This window comes from Pseudomonas sp. B16120 (genome assembly GCF_044218845.1).
Classification (GTDB): Bacteria; Pseudomonadota; Gammaproteobacteria; order Pseudomonadales; family Pseudomonadaceae; genus Aquipseudomonas; species Aquipseudomonas paracarnis.
In genome coordinates this window covers 4,840,017-4,860,111 of record NZ_CP162588.1, presented here as the reverse complement: position 1 = coordinate 4,860,111, position 20,095 = coordinate 4,840,017, and the positions used below count along the sequence as shown (strand labels likewise).

The following is a 20,095-nucleotide window of genomic DNA, read 5'->3' as shown; positions in this document are numbered from 1 at the left end:
TGACACGTCGCTATCGCAGGCAAGCCAGCTCCCACATTCGATTGGGGGGGCAGGTTATTCCAGGTGTTCGGGTTTGACCGGGTCGCCGGATTTCATATCCAACTGGTGGCGCACATCCTCAAACATCAGATCGTAATGCTTGTGCTGTGAACCGACGCTGCTATGGGTCTTGGGAATGCCGTATTTTTCGACAATCTTGGTCACATTGCTGGCGAAGTTATAGGCCTGGTCCTTGGGCAGGAAAAAGGTCTCTTTCATGTCCTTGCCCTGGATGCTGCCATGCAGGGTGAACTGCATGCCTTTGCCTTCGCGGTCATCCGTGACGACTTCGTAGTCCAGGCACAGGTCGTAGCTGACATCGTCCTTGTTAAGCGCGTGTCGCTCGATATGCAGGTGGCCGGGTTCAAAGATAGCCATAGGCGTTTCTCCTCAACTTCACAGGTAGGTGATGCCAGGTTTGGCCGTGCTGATGCGCGTGCCGGCGCTGCCCTGGACGATGGCTTCGATGTCCGAGAGTGAACCGATCACCGCAGTTTTGCCAGTCTGGCGGGCGAACTCGCAGGCGGCCTGGACCTTGGGCCCCATGGAGCCGGCGGCGAAGCCGAGTTTTTCCATGTCGTCGGGGTGGGCCTGGCCGATGGCCTTCTGGGTGGGCTTGCCGAAGTCGATAAAGGCGGCGTTGACGTCGGTGGCGATCACCAGCAAATCGGCCTCCAGTTGCGTGGCCAGCAAGGAGGAACACAGGTCTTTGTCGATCACGGCTTCAATGCCGCGCAGCTTGCCGTCTTCGCCATACATCGTCGGGATGCCGCCGCCACCGGCGCAGATCACGATGGCTTTTTTCTCCAGCAGCCATTTGATCGGGCGAATTTCAAAGATGCGTTTGGGGCGCGGGCTGGCGACCACGCGGCGGTATTTGTCGCCATCGGGCGCGATGGCCCAACCTTTCTCGGCGGCGAGTTTCTCGGCTTCGGCTTTGGCATACACCGGGCCGATGGGCTTGGTAGGGTTCTGGAAGGCCGGGTCCTTGGCGTCCACTTCGACCTGGGTGAGCAGGGTGGCGAACGGCACTTCAAAGTCCAGCAGGTTGCCCAGTTCCTGTTCAATGATGTAGCCGATCATGCCCTCTGTCTCAGCGCCCAGCACGTCCAGCGGGTAAGGCGAGACGCTGGTGTAGGCCGCTGCCTGCAATGACAGCAGGCCCACTTGCGGGCCATTGCCGTGGGCGATCACCAACTCGTTGCCGGGGTGGATCTTGGCGATCTGTTCGGTGGCGATACGGATGTTGGCGCGTTGGTTGTCTGCGGTCATGGGTTCACCACGACGCAGGAGGGCGTTGCCGCCCAGGGCTACGACGATGCGCATACAGAATGTCCTTCTAGAATGATCGTTCCCACGCTCTGCGTGGGAATGCCTCACCGGACGCTCTGCGTCCGCTCTTGTGGCGCAGAGCGCCACTGGCTGCATTCCCACGCGGAGCGTGGGAACGATCAGAGTGGGGTTAGATATCCGCCAACGCCGACACCAGAATCGCCTTGATGGTATGCATGCGGTTTTCCGCCTGCTCGAAGGCGATATTGGCCGGCGACTCGAACACCTCTTCGGTCACTTCCACGCCATTGGCCAAGTGCGGATAGCGCGCCGCAATGTCCTTGCCGACCTTGGTTTCACTGTTGTGGAACGCCGGCAGGCAATGCATGAATTTCACCCGAGGGTTGCCCGAGGCTTTCATCATCTTGGCGTTGACCTGGTACGGCAGCAGTTGCTCGATGCGCTCGTCCCACGCTTCCACTGGTTCGCCCATGGACACCCAGATATCGGTGTGGATGAAATCCACACCTTTCACGGCTTCTTTCGGGTCTTCGGTGATGGTGATGCGTGCGCCGCTTTCCTCGGCAAAGGCCTGGCATTGCTTGATGAAATCTTCATGGGGCCACAGCGCTTTGGGCGCGCCGATGCGCACGTCCATGCCCAGCTTGGCGCCGATCATCAGCAGCGAGTTGCCCATGTTGTAGCGGGCGTCCCCGAGGTAAGCGTAGCTGATGTCATGCAGCGGCTTGTCGCTGTGTTCACGCATGGTCAGGGTGTCGGCGATCATCTGGGTCGGGTGGAATTCGGCGGTGAGGCCGTTGAACACCGGCACACCGGCGAACTTGGCCAGCTCTTCGACGATTTCCTGCTCAAAGCCACGGTATTCAATGGCATCGAACATCCGGCCCAGTACGCGGGCGGTGTCTTTCATGCTTTCTTTGTGGCCGATCTGCGACGACACCGGGTCGATATAGGTGACGTGGGCGCCCTGGTCATGGGCCGCGACTTCGAAGGCACAGCGAGTGCGGGTGGAGGTTTTTTCGAAGATCAGTGCGATGTTCTTGCCCTGCAAGTGCGGGCGCTCGGTGCCGGTGTATTTGGCGCGTTTGAGGTCGCGGGACAGGTCCAGCAGGTAATGCAGCTCGCGAGTGGTGTGGTGCATCAGCGACAGCAGGCTGCGGTTGCGCATATTGAAAGCCATGATGAAATCTCCTTAATAGTCGATAGGGTCGCGGATGATCGGGCAGGTCATGCAGTGGCCGCCGCCACGGCCTCGGCCGAGTTCACCGGCGCTGATGGTGATCACTTCCACACCGGCCTTGCGCAGCAGGGTGTTGGTGTAGGTGTTGCGGTCGTAGCCAATCACCACGCCCGGTTCCACGGCCACCACGTTGTTGCCGTCATCCCATTGCTCGCGTTCGGCGGCGAAGCTGTTGCCGCCGGTCTCGACCACGCGCAGGGCCTTGAGGTTGAGCGCTGCGGCCACGGTTTCGAGGAAGTTGGTTTTCTCGCGCTGAATGTCGATGCCGTGGGGCTTGCTCTCGTCAGGGCGCAGGGTGAAAGGCACGATCTGGTTGACCACTTCGGGGAAGACGGTGACCAGGTCGCGGTCGCAGAAGCTGAACACGGTGTCCAGGTGCATCGCGGCGCGGGATTTAGGCAGGCCGGCCACGATGACGCGCTCCACGGCTTTGTTCTGGAACAGGTTGCGCGCCAGTTGGCCAATGGCCTGGTGGGACGAACGCTCACCCATGCCGATCAACACCACGCCGTTGCCAATCGGCATCACGTCGCCGCCTTCCAGCGTCGCGGCGCCATGTTCCTGGTCGGGGTCGCCGTACCAGATCTGGAAGTCCGCGTTGGTGAACTCAGGGTGGAATTTATAGATGGCGCTGGTCAGCAGGGTTTCCTGGCGGCGCGCCGGCCAGTACATCGGGTTGAGCGTCACGCCGCCGTAGATCCAGCAAGTGGTGTCGCGGGTGAACTGGGTATTGGGCAGCGGCGGCAAGATGAAACTGGCGTGGCCGAGAAAATCGCGGAACATCTCGATGGTCTTGCCACCGAAGCTGCTCGGCAGGTCGTCGGCCGATACGCCGCCAATCAGGTACTCGCTGATTTTGCGCGGCTCCAGGCTGCGCAGCCACGAACCGACTTCATCGACCAGGCCCAGGCCTACGGTGTTGGCGGTGATCTTGCGTTCCAGAATCCAGTCCAGCGCTTCGGGGTTGGCGACGATGTCGGTGAGCAGGTTGTGCATTTCCAGCACATCAATGTCCCGCTCGCGCATCTTGGTCACGAAGTCGAAGTGGTCGCGCTTGGCCTGGGCCACCCACAGCACGTCATCGAACAGCAGCTCGTCGCAGTTGTTGGGGGTCAGCCGCTGGTGGGCCAAACCTGGGGAGCACACCATGACTTTGCGCAGTTTGCCGGCTTCGGAATGTACGCCGTACTTCACTTTTTCCGTGGTCATTACAGATCCTCCAGTGAACAACAATTACAGGGTCAGGAAGCCGTCGTAGAGCCCATAGGCCGCCACCAGGGCGCCAATGACCACTGCGGCGAAAATCAGCTTCTCGACGGGGGTGAAAATCGGTTTGCCCAGTTCACGCTTGGCTTTGGCGAACAGGATCGCGCCAGGGGCATAGAGCAGGGCGGAGAGCAGCAGGTACTTGGTGCCGCCGGCGTAGAGCAGCCAGATCGCATAGATCAGGGCGATAGCGCCGATGAACAGGTCCTTTCTGCGCTCTTTGAGGGCGTTCTCGTAGGTCTCGCCGCGCACCGCCAGCAGCAGGGCGTAGGCCGCCGACCACAGGTAAGGCACCAGGATCATCGAGGTGGCGAGGTAGATCAGTGACAGGTAGGTGCTGGCGGAAAACAGCGTGATCACCAGAAATATCTGCACCATTGCGTTGGTCAGCCACAGGGCGTTGACCGGCACATGGTTGGCGTTTTCCTTGCGCAGGAACTCCGGCATGGTGTGGTCCTTGGCGGCGGCGAACATGATCTCCGCACACAGCAGCACCCAGGACAGCAGCGCGCCGAGCAGGGAGATGATCAAGCCCACGCTGATCAGCACCGCGCCCCAGTGGCCCACCACATGCTCCAGCACGGCGGCCATCGACGGGTTTTGCAGTTTGGCCAGTTCCGGCTGGGTCATGATCCCCAGGGACAGCACGTTCACCAGCATCAGGAACAGCAGCACAGTGATAAAGCCGATCACGGTGGCCTTGCCCACGTCACTGCGTTTCTCGGCACGGGACGAGAAGATGCTCGCGCCTTCGATGCCGATAAACACCCACACGGTGACCAGCATCATGTTGCGCACCTGGTTCATCACACTGCCCAGGTCCGGGTTTTTCACGCCCCAGATGTCAGCGGTGAAGATGTCCAGCTTGAACGCGAACAGGGCGATGAGCACGAACAGCAGCAGCGGCACCACCTTGGCGACGGTGGTCACCAGGTTGATGAACGCCGCTTCCTTGATCCCGCGCAGCACCAGGAAATGCACGGCCCATAACAGCACTGACGCAGCGATCACCGCCGTCGGGGTATTGCCCTCGCCAAAGACCGGGAAGAAATAGCCCAAGGTGCTGAACAGCAACACGAAGTAGCCGACGTTGCCCAGCCAGGCGCTGATCCAGTAGCCCCAGGCGGATGAAAAGCCCATGTAGTCGCCGAAACCGGCCTTGGCGTAGGCGTAGACCCCGCCGTCGAGGTCAGGCTTGCGGTTGGCGAGGGTCTGGAACACGAAGGCGAGGGTCAACATGCCGATGGCGGTAATCACCCAGCCGATCAACACCGCACCGACATCGGCGCTGGCGGCCATGTTTTGTGGCAATGAAAAGATACCGCCGCCAATCATCGAGCCGACGACAAGTGCGACCAGGGCGCCTAGTCGAAGTTTTCCGGGAGTTTCAGACATTGCATGACTCCAATGCAGGAGAAGAGAGACCACAGAATAATTCCGTGCGCTAATCAAACAGCTGACTCAGATCACTTCATTGGCACATTCCATTGTGAATTAACGACTTAGGGTGAGGTTTTTGCGGACGAACAAGTCCCGCAAAGGCGCTTGATAGAGCGCTCTTTGCTTTGTGGTTAATCATTTGGTCGAGGGCATGGGTGTTGACGCTAGTTCGTATTTGCGAATGTGCAAATTTTTTGTACGTTGTTTGACTATCGCTTCATAATTGACGTATTTAAATTCTAAATAAGCCTAAACTTCCTACCTTTACATATCCTTATGTTATGACAACGTCATTAATCTGAATTACTTATGTGCGCAGTTGTCGCCCAACCGTTTATTTCGAGGAAGCTGCATGACCCAACCCGCCCAGAAACTCCGGCTCAGTGCCCTGATCGCCCTGGTGGTGGGCTCGATGATTGGCGGCGGCATCTTTTCATTGCCGCAGAACATGGCCGCCCGTGCCGAAGTGGGCGCCATATTGATCGGCTGGGCGATCACCGCCATCGGCATGCTGACCCTGGCCTTTGTGTTCCAGACGTTGGCGAACCGTAAGCCCGAACTGGACTCCGGGGTGTATGCCTACGCCAAGGCGGGTTTTGGCGACTACATGGGCTTTTCATCCGCCTGGGGTTACTGGATCAGTGCGTGGATGGGCAATGTCGGTTATTTCGTCTTGCTATTCAGCACCCTCGGCTACTTTTTTCCGGCGTTCGGCCAGGGCAATACGCCGCTTGCCATCGGCTGCGCGTCGCTGTTGCTGTGGGCCGTACATTTTCTGGTGATGCGCGGGATCAAAGAGGCAGCGTTCATCAATCAGGTGACGACGGTGGCGAAGATCGTGCCGCTGCTGATGTTTATCGTGATCGCCGTCGTTGCATTCAAGGCGGATATTTTCACCCGCGATATCTGGGGAATGGGTAACCCGCAGATGGGCAGCGTGGTCGAGCAGGTGCGCCACATGATGCTGGTCACGGTGTTTGTATTTATCGGGATCGAAGGCGCCAGTGTGTATTCGGCGCGGGCGCAGAAACGCTCGGACGTGGGGCGCGCCACGGTGATTGGTTTCGTGGGCGTGCTGGCCTTGCTGGTGCTGGTGAATGTGTTGTCCCTGGGCATCATGAGCCAGCCGGAGCTGGCGCAATTGCAGAACCCGTCCCTGGCCGGTGTGTTGGAGCATGTCGTCGGGCCTTGGGGCGCGGTATTGATCAGTATCGGCCTGGCGGTTTCGCTGCTCGGCGCGTTGCTCTCCTGGGCGCTGCTGTGCGCGGAAATCCTCTATGCCACCGCCCAGGACAAGACCATGCCGGCGTTCCTGAAGAAGGAAAACGCCAATCAGGTGCCGGTCAATGCCTTATGGCTGACCAACGTGATGATCCAGGCATTCCTGGTGATCACGCTGTTTTCCGCCAGCACCTACACCACCCTGATCTACCTGGCGTCCTCGATGATCCTGGTGCCTTATTTGTGGTCGGCGGCCTATGCGGTGCTGTTGAGCGCGCGCGGCGAAACCTATGCAGGCTGGCAGCGCCGGCGCATGAAAGATCTGCTGGTGGGGCTGGTTGCCCTCGGCTACGCGATTTGGCTGCTGTATGCGGGGGGCTTGAAGTATTTGCTGCTGTCGGCGTTGCTGTACGCCCCGGGTGTGATCCTGTTTGCCCTGGCCAAGCGCGAGCAGGGCCTACCCTTGTTTACCGCCGTGGAAAAAGGCATTTTCAGCGGCGTGATCGCGGGCGCCGGGTTAGCCGCGTATGGGCTGTATAGCGGGGTATTGTCACTGTGAGATTGGCGTATCAACCGCCCTACGACTGGGCGGCGATGCTGGGGTTCCTATCGGCGCGGGCGATTACCGGGTTGGAAACCGTGGTCGCCGGCGTATATCGGCGCAGTATCAGTGTGGCGGGCCGACATGGCTGGGTCAGCGTCGAACCGGGCGTGGGGGATTGGCTGGAGGTGACGGTCGACTTTCCCGAGCCTGCAGCGATGCCTGAGATCGAGCGGCGCTTGCGCAGGATGTTTGATCTGGATGCGGTGCCTGAGGTGATCAACGCGCAATTGTCGCAAGATCCCCTAATGGCGCAACTGGCTGCGGCCCGCCCTGGCCTGCGGTTGCCAGGCACCTGGGACGGGTTGGAACTGGCGATTCGTGCAGTGCTGGGCCAGCAGATAACCGTGGTGGCGGCGATTCGCCTGGCGAGCAAGCTGGTGGCTCAGTATGGCCTGGCGCTGGCATCCCCGCACGCCGGTATCACCCACCTGTTCCCGACACCAGAAGTGCTGGCGGCGGCAGACCTGGCCACCCTGGGCATGCCCAAGGCGCGGGGTCGTACGTTGTCCGGTGTGGCCCAGGCGCTGTTGGATGATCCTCAGCTTTTCGAACCCAAGGCCAGCCTCCAGGACGGCGTTGCACGGCTGGTTGCGTTGCCGGGGATTGGAGAGTGGACCGCGCAGTACATCGCCATGCGCCAGTTGCGCGAGGTGGATGCATTTGCGTCGGGGGATATCGGGCTGATCAATGCTTTGGCAGCCTTGGAAGGTGGGCCGGTGTCGGCGCGGCAGTTATTGGCGCGGGCCGAGGCGTGGCGGCCGTTGAGGGCGTATGCGGCGCAGCATTTGTGGACGTCGTTGAACCGCAAAGATTAGCGGCGCCTGTCAGGCCCTCTTCGCGAGCAAGCCCGCTCCCACATGTTTATCGCATTTCAAAGAATGTACTCGGTCAAGTGTGGGAGCGGGCTTGCTCGCGAAAGCGGACGAGAAGTCACCACTGTGGCCGATGCGAGCCCAGTTCCACCGCCGGCAAATCCCACTGCAACGGCGTGCCACTGATGCTCAGCGGCGCCAGTAGCCGGTGGGCCTGGCCCCAGGCTGTCTGCTCCACCACCAGGCCTTGGTCATTGATATCTTCCTCGCGCAATGCCGCTTGCTGTGGCACTTGCCCGGCCGCCACCAGCAACTTCGCCGTGCGCGCCAACGACAAGCGCGCCGAACCGCCGCGTCCGGAGTCCAGGCGCTCGGCCAAAGCCCGGATCGCGCTGGCGGCCATCAAATAGCCGGTGGCGTGATCCAGCGCCTGCACCGGCAGCGGCAGCGGTTTATCCGTCTGTTTCCAGGCCATGCCGGCCTCGGCAATCCCGCTGCTCATCTGCACCAGGCTGTCAAAGCCACGCCGATTACGCCATGGGCCGCTCCAGCCGTAGGCGTTGAGGCTGACGTCGATTAGGCCGGGGGCGATGTGCTGACGTTCGCCAAGGGTATAACCGAGTTGCTCCAGGGCATCGGCGCGGTAACCGTGGAACAGAATGTCGGCGTCCTTGAGCAACGCTTCAAACACCTGCCGGTCGTCGTGGCGCTTTAGATCAAGGCGGGCGCAGCGTTTACCCAGGGTCATTTCCGGGACGACGCCAGGTTCGTTCCAGGTGGGCGAGTCGATGCGCAGTACGTCGGCGCCTAAGCCTGCGAGGAAACGACTGGCCACCGGGCCGGCCAGCACCCGGGTCAAATCCAGCACCTTGATGCCGGCCAGTGGGCGAGCGGCTGAGCCTAGCCAGGGTTTGTCGATGCCGGGTTCGAAGACCTGGCGCTGGATCAACGCTTCGGCGTTTACCGCCAAGCCTTGGGGATGCTGCTGCCAGGCTTGCCAGCTACGCATTTGCGCGGCACAACCGCCCGCATCGACAACCGCCTGTTCCAGTTCGGCGGCTTTCCAGGTCGCGACTCTACTCGCCATGGCGGCGCAATCAGCGGCAGGCCCCAATACCCGCTCGGCCGCCGCACGATGATGGGGCGCGTTGGTGTGCAGGCGGATCCAGCCATCGACGCTGGCGTAATCACCCGCTACCGGGTCCCACAAAGGCGGCACTTGCCACCCCACGGGGCGAATCGACGAAGAGAACCACAACGAGGCCAGGCGCCGATCCACGCTGACGCTGGGCAGACGCCCGGTTTGTTGCTCAATCAACTGGGCGATAGCCTGGCCCGCGGCGCCGATGCTGGCGGCCGCCAGGTCAGTCACGGCAAAGGTCGAGGGCAAGGCACCGGCCTGGGTCTGGGGCAGTGGGGCGTGCGGTAACGCGAGTGCGGCTTGGATGGGAGTCAGCAGGTCAGTCATCAAAGGCCCTCCGTAAGAGAAGGGCCACTATAGAAGATCATCCCACTGGTGTGGCAACCCCAGGGATCAAGGGCAGTTCGATGCTGGCGATAAAGCCGCCATCGGGATGGTTGGCCAGGATCAGGTTGCCGCCATGGCGCTCGGCGGCGCGACGGGCGATGGCCAGGCCCAGGCCATGACCTTGGGCGGTCTGGCCCGGCGCCCGATAGAACGGCTCGCCCAATTGGCTCAGGTGCTCGGCTTCAACGCCGGGGCCGTGGTCGCGTACGCTGATCAGAATGCGCCCGCCTTGATGCTGGGCCTGCAATTCAATCGGTTCGCCCACCGGGTTGAAGCGCTGGGCATTGCGCAGCAGGTTGTCCACGGCGCGTTCGATCATGGTCGGCCAGCCTTTAAGCTGCAAATCATTGGCAGTCGTCAGTTGCACCACTTGCTCGGGGGCACTGAGTTGGGCGTCCTTTTGCAGGGTTTTAAGCAACGGGGTGAGGTCGATGTCTTCGGCGCTGGCGTTGTCGGCGTCGACCCGTGCCAACACCAGGATCTCGCTGATCAAGGCTTCCAGGCGATCGCATTCGCGGGTCAGGCGCGGCCAGAGTTTTTCCCGCTCTTCGGGGCTGGCGCGTTCGGCCAGGGCCAGGGCGATACGCAAGCGCGCCAACGGCGAGCGCAGTTCGTGGGAGACGTCGCGCAGCAACTGGCGCTGGCTGCCGATCAGGCTTTGCAGGCGCGCGCCCATGCGGTTGAAGTCGTTAGCCAAGACACCGAATTCGTCGCGCCGGTTGGCCAGTTGCGCCAGGCTGTTTTGTTGATAGGTGGTTTGCCCCAGATCATGCACCGCGCCGCGCAAACGACTGAGCGGGCGAGTAATGGACAACGTCACCAGAAGGCTGAACAGGGTCAGCACCACCAGGGTAATCGCCAGGGCACTGAGCGGCCACAGCAGGCTGCTGCGGTGCCAGGCCTCCAGCTCCGGGTGGGGAATGCGGTAGATCAGCAGGTAGGTGTCGCCGGTTTTGTCGCTGGTGTACTCGGCGGTCAGGCGTCGCCACGGCAGGTGGCCGTCCTGGCTGTCGTTCTGCCGGGCTTCGAAGGCGGCGGCGCGGCGCGGGAAGGTGCCCCGCACCACCGGCTCGCCACTCTCGTTCAGCACTTGCACATCAATGTGGTACTGGCGTTTGCGCTGTTGCAGCAAGTCCTGGGCGGCGTCTTCGCCCTGGGCTTCATAGAGTTGCGTCCACTCTTGGGCCAGGTTGTTGAGGCCAGGGTGGCGGCTCAGAATCCAGGCGTCCTGGTTGAGCATATGCCCAAGCAAAATCGACAACCCGCCTACCAGGGCGATGGCCAGCCAGAAACTCGCCAGGATACGCCAGAACAATGAACGCACAGGAAACCCTCAAACAGGAAAAGCCCAGCGGCGCGAACCACTGGGCTGGGGTGAAGCTAGGCCATTATTGCGCTTTTTGCGCTTGCTGGGCTTTCCAGGCCTGGAACTCTTTCCATTCGGCGCGGCGCTCGGCTTGCTTCTTGACGATCTCGTCGTACTTCTTCTGTTGGTCGGGCTTGAGCACGGCGCGGATATCGGCCTGGGTTTTCTGCTTGCCGGCGGCGATTTCGTCCTGCATCGCCTTCTGGTCAGCGGCCGGCAGTTTGTCCAGGTACTTTTGGGTCAGGTCTTTGCGAGCGTGCCATTGCTCACCCATCAGCTTGCGGATCTGCTCACGCTGTTCCTTGCTCAAGTCCAACTGGCTGAACGGGCCACCTTTACCACGCGGACCGTGTTCACCGTGGCCTGGGCCACCCATCATGTGGCCTTCGTGGCCGCCCATCGGGCCCGGGCCTTCAGGCATGGCCATGGCGACGGTAGGCAGTGCAGCGGCGAGCATCAAAGCGATAAGGGTCTTGCGCATGGTGATTCTCCTGTCTCTATTCCGGTGAGTCCGGATGTGAGTAGGTTACGCAGCGCAAGGTCAGCGGCGGTCAGGGGAGGGTAAAGCTTCGGTAAAGACAGGTTTGACAGGAGCTGACAAAACCCTTGAAGGTGATGAAATCAATGGTGGGAGCTGGCTTGCCTGCGATAGCGGTGGGCCAGTTAGCATAACGGTGGACTGACACACCGCTATCGCAGGCAAGCCAGCTCCCACAGGGTTAAGCGGGATGTTTAGAGGCTGTAGTAGTAGCCACGACTACGCAGCGCCACGATGCGTGGCCGGCCATCCGGGTGTGGGCCGATCTTCTTGCGCAGGTTGCTGACGTGCATGTCCAGGCTGCGATCGTAGAGGGTCAACTTGCGGCCCAGGGCGATCTGCGCCAGTTCCTGTTTGTCCAGGGGCTCGCCGGGTTGACGCAGCAAGGCTTCAAGCAGGCGGCTTTCGGAGACGGTCAGGGTGAATTCCTGCTCATCAATGCTGACCACCCCGCGCACCGGGCTGAAGCACAAGTCGCCCAGTTCCAGCTGGGTCGATACCGCGGCCGGGTGGCTGCGTCGTAACACGGCGCGCAGGCGCGCCGTCAGTTCGCGCGGATCGCAAGGTTTGGCCAGGTAGTCGTCGGCGCCCAGTTCCAGGCCGAGGATGCGGTCCAGAGGCTCGCCCCGCGCCGAGAGCATCAGCACCGGCAACTCCGGGTGGTCGTTGCGCAGTTGCTTGAGCAACTCCAGGCCGCTGCCGTCGGGCAGCATCACATCGAGCACCACCGCCGCCGGGGCGGCTTCGGCCAAGGCTTTGCGGGCGCTCAGGCCGTTGTGGCAGGCGCGCACCTGGAAGCCTTCCTGGCTCAACCAACTGGTCAGCAGCTCACAGAGCTCCTGGTCATCATCTATCAGTAACAGCTCGCTCATGACTCACTCGATTTAGCCATTGTCGACGGCGACGACCCCACCGGTGACGCCGTGAGCCATTAGGAGTGCGCCGAAACGATTAGGTTCGACGCAGCCGGGTTCAAGGCAGGACTTGCTTGAACGGCTTGATCACCACATCGGCATAGACGCCTGCTGCAACGTAAGGGTCTGCCTTGGCCCAGGCCTCGGCGTCGGCCAGGGAGGCAAACTCGGCCACGATCAGGCTGCCGGTGAAGCCGGCGTCGCCCGGGTCATTGCTGTCGACCGCCGGGTGCGGGCCGGCCAGTACGATGCGGCCTTCGGCTTGCAGCTGTTTAAGGCGCTCGACGTGGGCCGGGCGTACGCTCAAGCGTTTTTCCAGGGAGTTGGCAATATCGGTGGCAATGATGGCGTAGAGCATGTCAGTCCTCGGTTTTCGGCGTGGTAGACGCGGTGTCATGCAGGTGGCGCGACAGGTAGATGCCCTGGCCGATCAGGAACAATACGGTCATGCCCAGGCTGCCGAACACTTTGAAGTCGACCCAGTAGTCCTGGAACGTGAAGGCCACGAACAGGTTGGCGGCACCGCAGAACAGGAAAAACACGATCCAGGCCACGTTCAGGCGCACCCACACCGGCTCCGGCAAGGTCAGCGCATGGCCCATGATTCGCTTGATCAGCAGGCGGTCACCAATGAAGTGGCTGCCGATGAACACCAGGGCGAACAGCCAGTTCACCACAGGGGCTTTCCATTTAAGGAAGGTTTCGCTGTGGAAGGCCAGGGTCAGGCCACCGAATACCAGGCAGGCGATAAGGGTCAGCCATTGGCTTTTTTCCAACTTGCGCTGGGAGATGAAGATGGCGCCGTACACTACGATGGAGCTGATGATCAGTACGGCAGTGGCACTGTAGATGCCTCCGAACGATAGCTCGTGGCCGGCGATTTCGATGACCCTGGGGTCGAGTTTGGTAACGATGAAAAACAGCAACAGCGGGATGAAGTCGATGAATTGTTTCACAGTAAGAGCCAGAAGCTGGATGTGACGGCATAATAACAAACATCCTTGGTTGCGATAGCGCCAGCTGACTTGAGGTTACACACTCCCGTGAATGTTGATTTGCACTGCCACAGCACGGCCTCCGACGGCGCCCTGGCGCCCGCGGTATTGGTTGCGCGTGCGTTTGAAAAAGGCGTGCGAGTTTTGGCATTGACCGACCACGACACCCTCGAAGGCCTCGATGAAGCCCGCCAGGCCGCGCATTCCCTGGGCATGCAGCTGGTCAACGGCGTGGAATTGTCCTGCACCTGGGGCGGCGCCACCATCCATGTGCTGGGCTACGGTTTTGATCAAAAGGCCCCGCCCTTGGTGGCGGCGATTGCCCAATTGCACGATGGCCGCTGGCTGCGGTCCGAAGAAATAAGCCGCAAACTGAGCCTTAAAGGTATGCCTGGCGCCCTCGACGGCGCCCGCGCCATCCAGCAAGAGCTGGGCGACAGCGGCAACGCACCGGCCCGTCCGCATTTTGCCGACTGGATGGTGCGCGAAGGCTATGTCAAGGATCGCGCCGAGGCCTTTCGCAAATGGCTGGGCGCCGGCAAGTTGGGCGATGTGAAGCTGCATTGGCCGACCCTGGAAGACACCGTCCAGACCCTGCGGGCCTCCGGGGCCTGGGTCAGCCTGGCGCATCCCTGGCATTACGATTTCACCCGCAGCAAGCGCCGCAAGCTGATCAGCGACTATATTGGTGCGGGTGGCCACGCCATCGAGGTGGTCAACGGGCATCAACCGGCAGAACAGGTCGGCAGCCTGGCGATCCTTGCCCGCGAATTTGGTCTGCTGGTCAGTGCCGGCAGTGATTTTCATGGCCCAGGCGGCTGGTCCGAGATTGGCGAGTATCGTCAGGTCCCGGAAGATCTGCCGCTGTTGTGGGGGCGATTCAAGCATGACCCCATTATTGCCACCGTCTGAACAGGTAGAGCACGTGAGTCAATTCTTCCAGATTCATCCGGAAAACCCTCAGGCGCGCCTGATCAAGCAGGCCGTAGAGATCATCCGCGCCGGTGGCGTGGTGATCTACCCGACTGATTCGTCCTACGCCATTGGCTGCCAGATCGGCGACAAGGGCGCGGTCGAGCGGGTAAGACGCTTGCGCCAGCTGGACGACAAGCACAACTTTGCGCTGATCTGCAGCGACTTGTCCCAGCTCGGCCTGTTCGCCAAGGTCGACACCGGTACCTTCCGCCTGCTCAAGGCCCACACGCCGGGGCCTTACACGTTCATTCTCAACGCCACTCGCGAAGTGCCGCGCCTGTTATTGCACCCGAAAAAACGCACCATCGGCCTGCGCGTGCCGGAACACCCGATTGCCCTGGCGCTGCTGGCCGAGTTGGGCGAACCGCTGATGAGCGTGTCGTTGATCCTGCCCGGCGAAACCGAGCCGTTGTACGACCCTTACGAAATGCGCCGTTTGCTGGAAAAGCACGTCGACCTGATCATCGACGGCGGCTACGGCGGCAACAAGGCCTCCACGGTGATCAACCTGGCCGATGGCGAACCAGAAGTGGTGCGTGTGGGTTGTGGCGACCCGGCTCCGTTCATGGTCGAGGCCTGAATGTCAGCCGTGGAAGCCGCTGATCCCCAGGCTGGCGCCCAGCAAGAACTGCCGTTTGCCATGGTGTATGGCCAGGCGGTCATGGAAATGCCCCTGGACCTGTACATCCCGCCGGACGCCCTGGAGGTGTTCCTTGAAGCCTTCGAAGGCCCCCTGGACTTGCTGCTTTACCTGATCCGCAAGCAGAACATCAACATCCTCGATATTCCGGTGGCAGAAATCACCCGCCAGTACATGGGCTATGTCGAGCTGATGCAGTCGGTGCGCCTGGAATTGGCCGCCGAGTACCTGGTGATGGCCGCCATGCTCGCCGAGATCAAGTCGCGCATGCTGTTGCCGCGCTCGGAGACGGTAGAAGCCGAAGAGGATGACCCGCGCGCCGAGCTGATCCGCCGCCTGCAGGAGTACGAACGCTTCAAGGCCGCCGCCGAAGGCATCGACGGCCTGAGCCGTGTGGGCCGTGATGTGGTGGTGCCCAAGCTCGACGCTCCCGAGGCGCGCGCGCGCAAGTTGCTGCCGGACGTGAGTCTGGAAGAATTGCTGATGTCCATGGCCGAAGTACTGCGCCGTGGCGATATGTTCGAGAGCCACCAGGTCAGCCGTGAAGCGCTGTCCACCCGCGAGCGCATGAGCGATGTGCTGGAACGTCTCAAGGGCGGTGGGTTTGTGCCCTTTGTCGAGTTGTTCACCGCCGAAGAGGGCCGACTGGGCGTGGTGGTGACCTTTATGGCGATCCTTGAGCTGATCAAGGAATCCTTGGTCGAGCTGGTGCAGAATGAGCCTTTTGCGGCTATCCACGTGCGGGCGCGAGCCGAATAACGAGCTGAATCGATGAATCTGACTGAACCCCGCGAACTGGCCCCTTTGCTGGAGGCCTTTCTCCTGGCCTCGGGCAAACCGCAATCTTTGGAGCGCCTGTTCGAACTCTTTGAAGAAGCCGAACGCCCGGAGCCGCCGGTGTTCAAGAAAGCCTTGGAGATCCTGCGCAAGTCCTGTGAGGGCCGTGCCTTTGAGTTGCGCGAAGTGGCGTCGGGTTATCGCCTGCAGATCCGTGAGAAGTTTTCACCGTGGGTCGGGCGTTTGTGGGAAGAGCGCCCGCAGCGCTACTCGAGGGCGATGCTGGAGACCATGGCGCTGATCGCCTATCGCCAGCCCATCACTCGGGGCGAGATCGAAGACGTGCGTGGTGTGGCGGTCAACAGCCATATCGTCAAGACCCTGCTGGAGCGCGAGTGGATTCGCATCGTTGGCTACCGTGACGTGCCCGGCAAACCGGCGATGTTCGCCACCACCAAGGTGTTCCTCGATCATTTCAACCTGAAGAACCTCGACGACCTGCCGCCGCTGGCCGAACTGCGCGAAATGGAGGCCGAGCCAGTGCTCGATTTCGACGACGCGCCGGTGCCGCAAAGCCTGCAGGAACTGGCCGATGCCAGCGCCGAGCCGGAGGAGCCCAAGGACGAAACCAGTTTCCATACGTTGTTGCTGGAGCTGGACGACATGGAGCAGGGGATCAAGACCGACTTCGACGATTTGCTGCGTGATGGTGCGGCGGAGCCAGAAACCCAGGTGAACGTTGAATCCGAGCCTGAGGTCGAAGCCCAAGACGATGTGCTTGGCGTGGCCCAGGCCCGGGAAAAGCTCCTGGCCGCCGTCGCCGCCCTCGAACAGCCGCCCCTGAGTGACGAAGAAGACGAAGCCCGGGCGCTGGCCGAGGCCATCGAAAACGAGCGCCGCCAACTCGAAGACTGACCCGTTCTGACTCTCACCGTGCAACCCATGTGGGAGCTGGCTTGCCTGCGATGCAGACGCCTCGGTCTCTCAGATGCAAGGAGGTGATGCCATCGCAGGCAAGCCAGCTCCCACAGAGGATCGACCATGAGTGCCCTGAAAGACCCGTGCATCAGCATCTGCAAATTCAGCGACGACATCTGCGTCGGCTGTGGCCGCAGCAAGCGTGAAATCCGTGCCTGGAAGAAACTCGATAAAGCCGACAAGCGCACGGTATTGGCCGAAGCCCAGCTGCGTTTGCTGGCCCTGGGCGCCACCGGTCGGCGGAAAAGCAAATGACTTGGGCGTTATCGGCTAGTCTGTGATGCGCAACACGCGCCATGCGCGTATGATTCGCGACCCCTTGCCGACCTATTCGGCCTAGGCCCCGCTTTCAATACCCCTCAGGCCACGCCTGAATCGACCCACCGGGAGGTGCTTACGATGAATGACCAAGACCAGAAAGACCAGGAAATCGGCCCAGCAGGCGAAAAGCTGCAAAAAGTGCTGGCGCGTATCGGCGTGGGCTCTCGCCGCGACGTCGAAGCCTGGATCACCCAGAAGCGCATCAAGGTCAACGGCGTCGAGGCTACCCTCGGCCAGCGCGTCGACCTGCACGATGCAATCACCATTGATGGCAAGGTCATCAAGCGTGAAGAGGCCGCCGAATCGGTGCGCCGCGTGATCATGTACAACAAGCCCGACGGCGAGATCTGCACCCGTGACGACCCGGAAGGCCGTCCGACCGTGTTCGACAAGATGCCCAAGCCTAAAGAAGGCCGCTGGATCAACATCGGCCGCCTGGACATCAACACCACTGGCTTGCTGATGTTCACCACTGACGGTGAGTTGGCCAACCGCCTGATGCACCCGTCCTACGAGATGGACCGTGAATACGCCGTGCGTGTACGTGGTGAAGTCGATGACGAGATGATCGAACGCCTCAAGGCGGGCGTGGTGCTTGAAGACGGCCCGGCCAAGTTCACCGACATCAAGCAGGCGCCGGGTGGCGAAGGTTTCAACCACTGGTACCACTGCGTGGTGATGGAAGGCCGTAACCGTGAAGTGCGTCGCCTGTGGGAGTCCCAGGGCCTGGTGGTCAGCCGCCTCAAGCGTGTGCGTTTCGGTCCGGTGTTCCTGAACTCCGACCTGCCGATGGGCCGCTGGCGCGAAATGAGCCAGTACGAGGTCGATATCCTCAGCGCCGAAGTGGGCCTGACGCCGGTTGCCATGCCGCAGATGAACGCCAAGAGCAAAGACAAGCTTGAGCGTATGCAGCGCAAATCGTCGCGCCCAGTGCCACGTACCGAACGTGTTGCCCGCACCCTGCGCCCTGCGCTGGATGCACCGGCCACCGGCGGTCGTATCTCGCGTCAGCCGCACATTGAAGGTGAACGCCGCCCCACCACGCCATCGCGTCAGGAAGGCGAGCGTGCGCCACGTACGCCGCGTCCTGCTCCGGCGGGTGGTCGTAGCAACCGTGGTGAAGCGGATCGCCCGGCCGACAACGCCAGCACCAAGCGTCCAGCCAAGCCAGCGGCGAACAAGCGCCCTGGCCCGAAACTGGTCGCGGACGAGCCTTCGGGCAAGCGCCGTGGCGCACCGGCCGGTTCCGGCCAGCGTCCTGGTTTTGGTCGCAAGAAGCCGCAGTGATGCGTTAAGCGCTGCATAAAAACGCCAACCCTAGGGTTGGCGTTTTTTTTTGCGATCTACATTTGAAATGCAATCAACTGTGGGAGCCGGGCTTGCCCGCGATAGCGGTGGGTCAGTGAGTAAAAAGGTGACTGACACACCGCTATCGCAGGCAAGCCAGCTCCCACCGGGATCTCTACACGTCTATGATCTTTAAAAGGCAAAGGCGCCATCAAACACCGGCTTGTCATCCAGCGCCAGCACCCCACTGGCAAAGATCAGGTCCAGGTGATGACTGCCTTTCTGCCCGCCACCCAAGCCCAAGTGCAACCCGCAGTGACGCTCTTCAAACCCGGCATTGCGCGCATACAGGTCCTTGACCCCTTCATTGGTGCCAATCCCCAACTCCTCCACACGACGGTTGGACGGGTTGGCATTCAGGTACTTGTTGAAGTCATCTGCCAGCCCTGGCACTTCGCTGGCCACGCTGCAAACGGTGGAGTTCTCGATCCATAGCTCCAGCGGCAATTGCAGCACGCCGTATTTGCGTGCAAAGGGGATGGTACTGAGGAAGGTGCCGACAAACCGCACCTGGCCGTTGATGGCTTCGCTGTGGGTGGCGATTTCGCCGGGCGCCAGGTCGTGGTTGCCGACGCCGTTGATATTGGTCCACTTCTTGATGCTGCTCATCGGCGCTTCCAGGCGCGAACCGTGTTTGTCGGTAAAGCTCAGCACGTTGGCCTGGGCCATGCGCCGGATCAGTGTGGCGTTGAGGTCGGCGATGCGTTGGGGCTCGACGCTGAAGGTGTCGTAGAAATAGTCGCCGTAATCCTTGAACAGCAGGGATTTTTTCCAGTGCTCGGCCATCACGCCTTGCAGGGCACGGATAAAGTCCGGGCCTTCGGCGCGTGGGTTGGGCAGCGTGGAGGAATCATAGAGAAACAGGTACAGGTCGCAGCTTTGAATGGCCTGGGACAGGGTGTCGCTGGGCGCCAGGTCCAGGCGTTGCAGTTGAAAGTTGAAGCGGGCGGCGCTGCCGTGGGTAATCGCCTGGGCGATGGCGTCATAGCGCTCGGTGTGGCCCAGCAACACGGTGGGGCGGTTCAGGCCGTTGAGGGCGGGGTGGTGTGCCAGGTAGTAGAGAAAATGTTCGACGGCGCGGGCCTTGTCCATGACGGGTGTCCTTCTGTGCCTTGGGTAAGGGGGCAGGCGCCGTGCACAGCGCCTGCCGGATGCCTGCCGGGTATTAGAAAGGCCACATCGCGGTGCCAAAAGGCACAACGGCATCGGCTTGCATCATTTCAACGGCGGCCTCATGGGTCGGCGCTTCAAACCAATCGTCGAGTTGCAGTTCGGTTTCCAGGTCGTTTTCCAGTGCTTGCATGGTGTATCTCCTAGAGGACGTTGTTTGAGAACGGCTTGCCCACGGGCTTCGCGGGCAAGTGCAAAGAACCTAGAAGAGAGTGTTTCGAAATGCAAAAAATTTATTGACACGGTTTCATTTGGATTTTTTCTTCTGTTTTTCAGCAGATTTTTTTATTCAGGCAAAACAGTGAATTGGCTGAAGCGATTCTTCAGGCATTGCTTACCGACAGAATTCCGTTGAGGGTTGCCAAAGTCTGGCTGTAACGCGGATTTTCCGGGGTGTAACGATAGATTTACGCAACTGCCCTGGCTTTGTTGGGGGGCGCGCCGATGTAAGCATTAGCTGACAGAATCGCCCGTGCACTTTCCCGGTGCGTGCCGAAGCTGTCGAGCGGTGTACAATGCGCCGCGTTTTACTGTGACCCCCCTTGCGTACCCACGCAAAAGGCCAAGACCTCAGGGTTTGATCCCCCTGATCACTCCGCCTGGCCACGAGCCGGACGGGTTCGATTTCGTC

General features: G+C 61.1%; 21 protein-coding genes. 8 read left to right on the top strand and 13 right to left on the bottom strand.

All coding sequences use genetic code 11. The features are described from left to right. Positions 1–54: 54 nt before the first annotated feature. The 5 genes from AB4P90_RS22730 to arcD (AB4P90_RS22710) form a co-directional block, all read right to left on the bottom strand. Positions 55–417 carry a DUF5064 family protein gene (locus AB4P90_RS22730; RefSeq protein ID WP_057710468.1) on the bottom strand — a complete coding sequence of 121 codons (363 nt, stop codon included), beginning with the start codon at positions 415–417 and terminating at the stop codon, positions 55–57. An 18-nt stretch (positions 418–435) separates the two neighbouring features. Continuing rightward, positions 436–1,365, bottom strand: a complete 930-nt coding sequence (arcC, locus tag AB4P90_RS22725; RefSeq protein WP_014719696.1) for a carbamate kinase — start codon at positions 1,363–1,365, stop codon at positions 436–438. 136 nt (positions 1,366–1,501) lie between these two features. Then, positions 1,502–2,512, bottom strand: a complete 1,011-nt coding sequence (locus AB4P90_RS22720) for an ornithine carbamoyltransferase (protein WP_014719695.1) — start codon at positions 2,510–2,512, stop codon at positions 1,502–1,504. Between the two features lie 12 nt (positions 2,513–2,524). Continuing rightward, the gene (gene arcA, locus AB4P90_RS22715; RefSeq protein WP_014719694.1) at positions 2,525–3,781 is read right to left on the bottom strand and encodes an arginine deiminase; all 1,257 of its coding nucleotides are present in this window, start codon (positions 3,779–3,781) and stop codon (positions 2,525–2,527) included. A 24-nt stretch (positions 3,782–3,805) separates the two neighbouring features. Continuing rightward, on the bottom strand, positions 3,806–5,233 hold the full coding sequence (gene arcD / locus AB4P90_RS22710; RefSeq protein ID WP_014719693.1) for an arginine-ornithine antiporter: 1,428 nt from the start codon (positions 5,231–5,233) through the stop codon (positions 3,806–3,808). Between the two features lie 397 nt (positions 5,234–5,630). Between arcD (AB4P90_RS22710) and arcD (AB4P90_RS22705) the strand changes: the two genes are divergently transcribed. Both arcD (AB4P90_RS22705) and AB4P90_RS22700 read left to right on the top strand, forming a co-directional pair. Next, positions 5,631–7,058, top strand: coding sequence for an arginine-ornithine antiporter (gene arcD / locus AB4P90_RS22705; protein ID WP_395605388.1), 1,428 nt, complete (start codon positions 5,631–5,633; stop codon positions 7,056–7,058). Continuing rightward, the gene (locus AB4P90_RS22700; protein WP_014719691.1) at positions 7,055–7,918 is read left to right on the top strand and encodes a DNA-3-methyladenine glycosylase; all 864 of its coding nucleotides are present in this window, start codon (positions 7,055–7,057) and stop codon (positions 7,916–7,918) included. Before arcD (AB4P90_RS22705) ends, AB4P90_RS22700 begins: the two co-directional genes overlap by 4 nt. A 115-nt stretch (positions 7,919–8,033) precedes the next feature. On the opposite strand, the gene AB4P90_RS22695 is transcribed toward AB4P90_RS22700, so the two are convergent. From AB4P90_RS22695 to AB4P90_RS22670, 6 genes are all read right to left on the bottom strand, one after another. Next, positions 8,034–9,383, bottom strand: coding sequence for a CoA transferase (locus AB4P90_RS22695; RefSeq protein ID WP_073452662.1), 1,350 nt, complete (start codon positions 9,381–9,383; stop codon positions 8,034–8,036). A gap of 37 nt (positions 9,384–9,420) precedes the next feature. After that, positions 9,421–10,767, bottom strand: a complete 1,347-nt coding sequence (locus AB4P90_RS22690; RefSeq protein ID WP_014719689.1) for a HAMP domain-containing sensor histidine kinase — start codon at positions 10,765–10,767, stop codon at positions 9,421–9,423. A gap of 64 nt (positions 10,768–10,831) precedes the next feature. Further along, a complete protein-coding gene (locus AB4P90_RS22685) occupies positions 10,832–11,290 on the bottom strand; it encodes an LTXXQ domain protein (RefSeq protein ID WP_014719688.1) in 459 nt (152 codons plus the stop codon). Positions 11,291–11,541: 251 nt separating this feature from the next. Beyond that, a complete protein-coding gene (locus AB4P90_RS22680; protein ID WP_014719687.1) occupies positions 11,542–12,219 on the bottom strand; it encodes a response regulator transcription factor in 678 nt (225 codons plus the stop codon). 100 nt (positions 12,220–12,319) lie between these two features. Then, positions 12,320–12,619: a YciI family protein gene (locus AB4P90_RS22675; protein WP_014719686.1), complete on the bottom strand. Its 300-nt coding sequence runs from the start codon at positions 12,617–12,619 to the stop codon at positions 12,320–12,322. Position 12,620: 1 nt separating this feature from the next. Next, complete coding sequence (locus tag AB4P90_RS22670) at positions 12,621–13,217, bottom strand: septation protein A (RefSeq protein ID WP_014719685.1); 597 nt, start codon at positions 13,215–13,217, stop codon at positions 12,621–12,623. Positions 13,218–13,304: 87 nt separating this feature from the next. Here AB4P90_RS22670 and AB4P90_RS22665 point away from each other — a divergent pair, with 87 nt between their 5' ends. The 6 genes from AB4P90_RS22665 (at position 13,305) to rluB (ending at position 18,234) form a co-directional block, all read left to right on the top strand. Next, complete coding sequence (locus AB4P90_RS22665; RefSeq protein ID WP_003193798.1) at positions 13,305–14,168, top strand: PHP domain-containing protein; 864 nt, start codon at positions 13,305–13,307, stop codon at positions 14,166–14,168. Between the two features lie 13 nt (positions 14,169–14,181). Next, the gene (locus AB4P90_RS22660; protein WP_003193796.1) at positions 14,182–14,811 is read left to right on the top strand and encodes an L-threonylcarbamoyladenylate synthase; all 630 of its coding nucleotides are present in this window, start codon (positions 14,182–14,184) and stop codon (positions 14,809–14,811) included. A 120-nt stretch (positions 14,812–14,931) separates the two neighbouring features. Further along, positions 14,932–15,630, top strand: a complete 699-nt coding sequence (locus tag AB4P90_RS22655; protein ID WP_395606109.1) for a segregation and condensation protein A — start codon at positions 14,932–14,934, stop codon at positions 15,628–15,630. Between the two features lie 12 nt (positions 15,631–15,642). After that, positions 15,643–16,563: an SMC-Scp complex subunit ScpB gene (scpB, locus tag AB4P90_RS22650; protein WP_014719683.1), complete on the top strand. Its 921-nt coding sequence runs from the start codon at positions 15,643–15,645 to the stop codon at positions 16,561–16,563. Between the two features lie 126 nt (positions 16,564–16,689). Continuing rightward, a complete protein-coding gene (locus AB4P90_RS22645) occupies positions 16,690–16,881 on the top strand; it encodes a DUF1289 domain-containing protein (protein ID WP_014719682.1) in 192 nt (63 codons plus the stop codon). 144 nt (positions 16,882–17,025) lie between these two features. Continuing rightward, the gene (gene rluB, locus AB4P90_RS22640) at positions 17,026–18,234 is read left to right on the top strand and encodes a 23S rRNA pseudouridine(2605) synthase RluB (RefSeq protein WP_014719681.1); all 1,209 of its coding nucleotides are present in this window, start codon (positions 17,026–17,028) and stop codon (positions 18,232–18,234) included. Positions 18,235–18,426: 192 nt separating this feature from the next. Here the strand turns inward: rluB and AB4P90_RS22635 are convergent, their stop codons facing one another. After that, positions 18,427–19,386 (bottom strand): hypothetical protein, encoded by a 960-nt coding sequence (locus AB4P90_RS22635; protein WP_014719680.1) that lies wholly within the window; start codon positions 19,384–19,386, stop codon positions 18,427–18,429. 73 nt (positions 19,387–19,459) lie between these two features. Next, positions 19,460–19,597 carry a hypothetical protein gene (locus AB4P90_RS22630; RefSeq protein ID WP_003175756.1) on the bottom strand — a complete coding sequence of 46 codons (138 nt, stop codon included), beginning with the start codon at positions 19,595–19,597 and terminating at the stop codon, positions 19,460–19,462. Between the last annotated feature and the right edge of the window lie 498 nt (positions 19,598–20,095).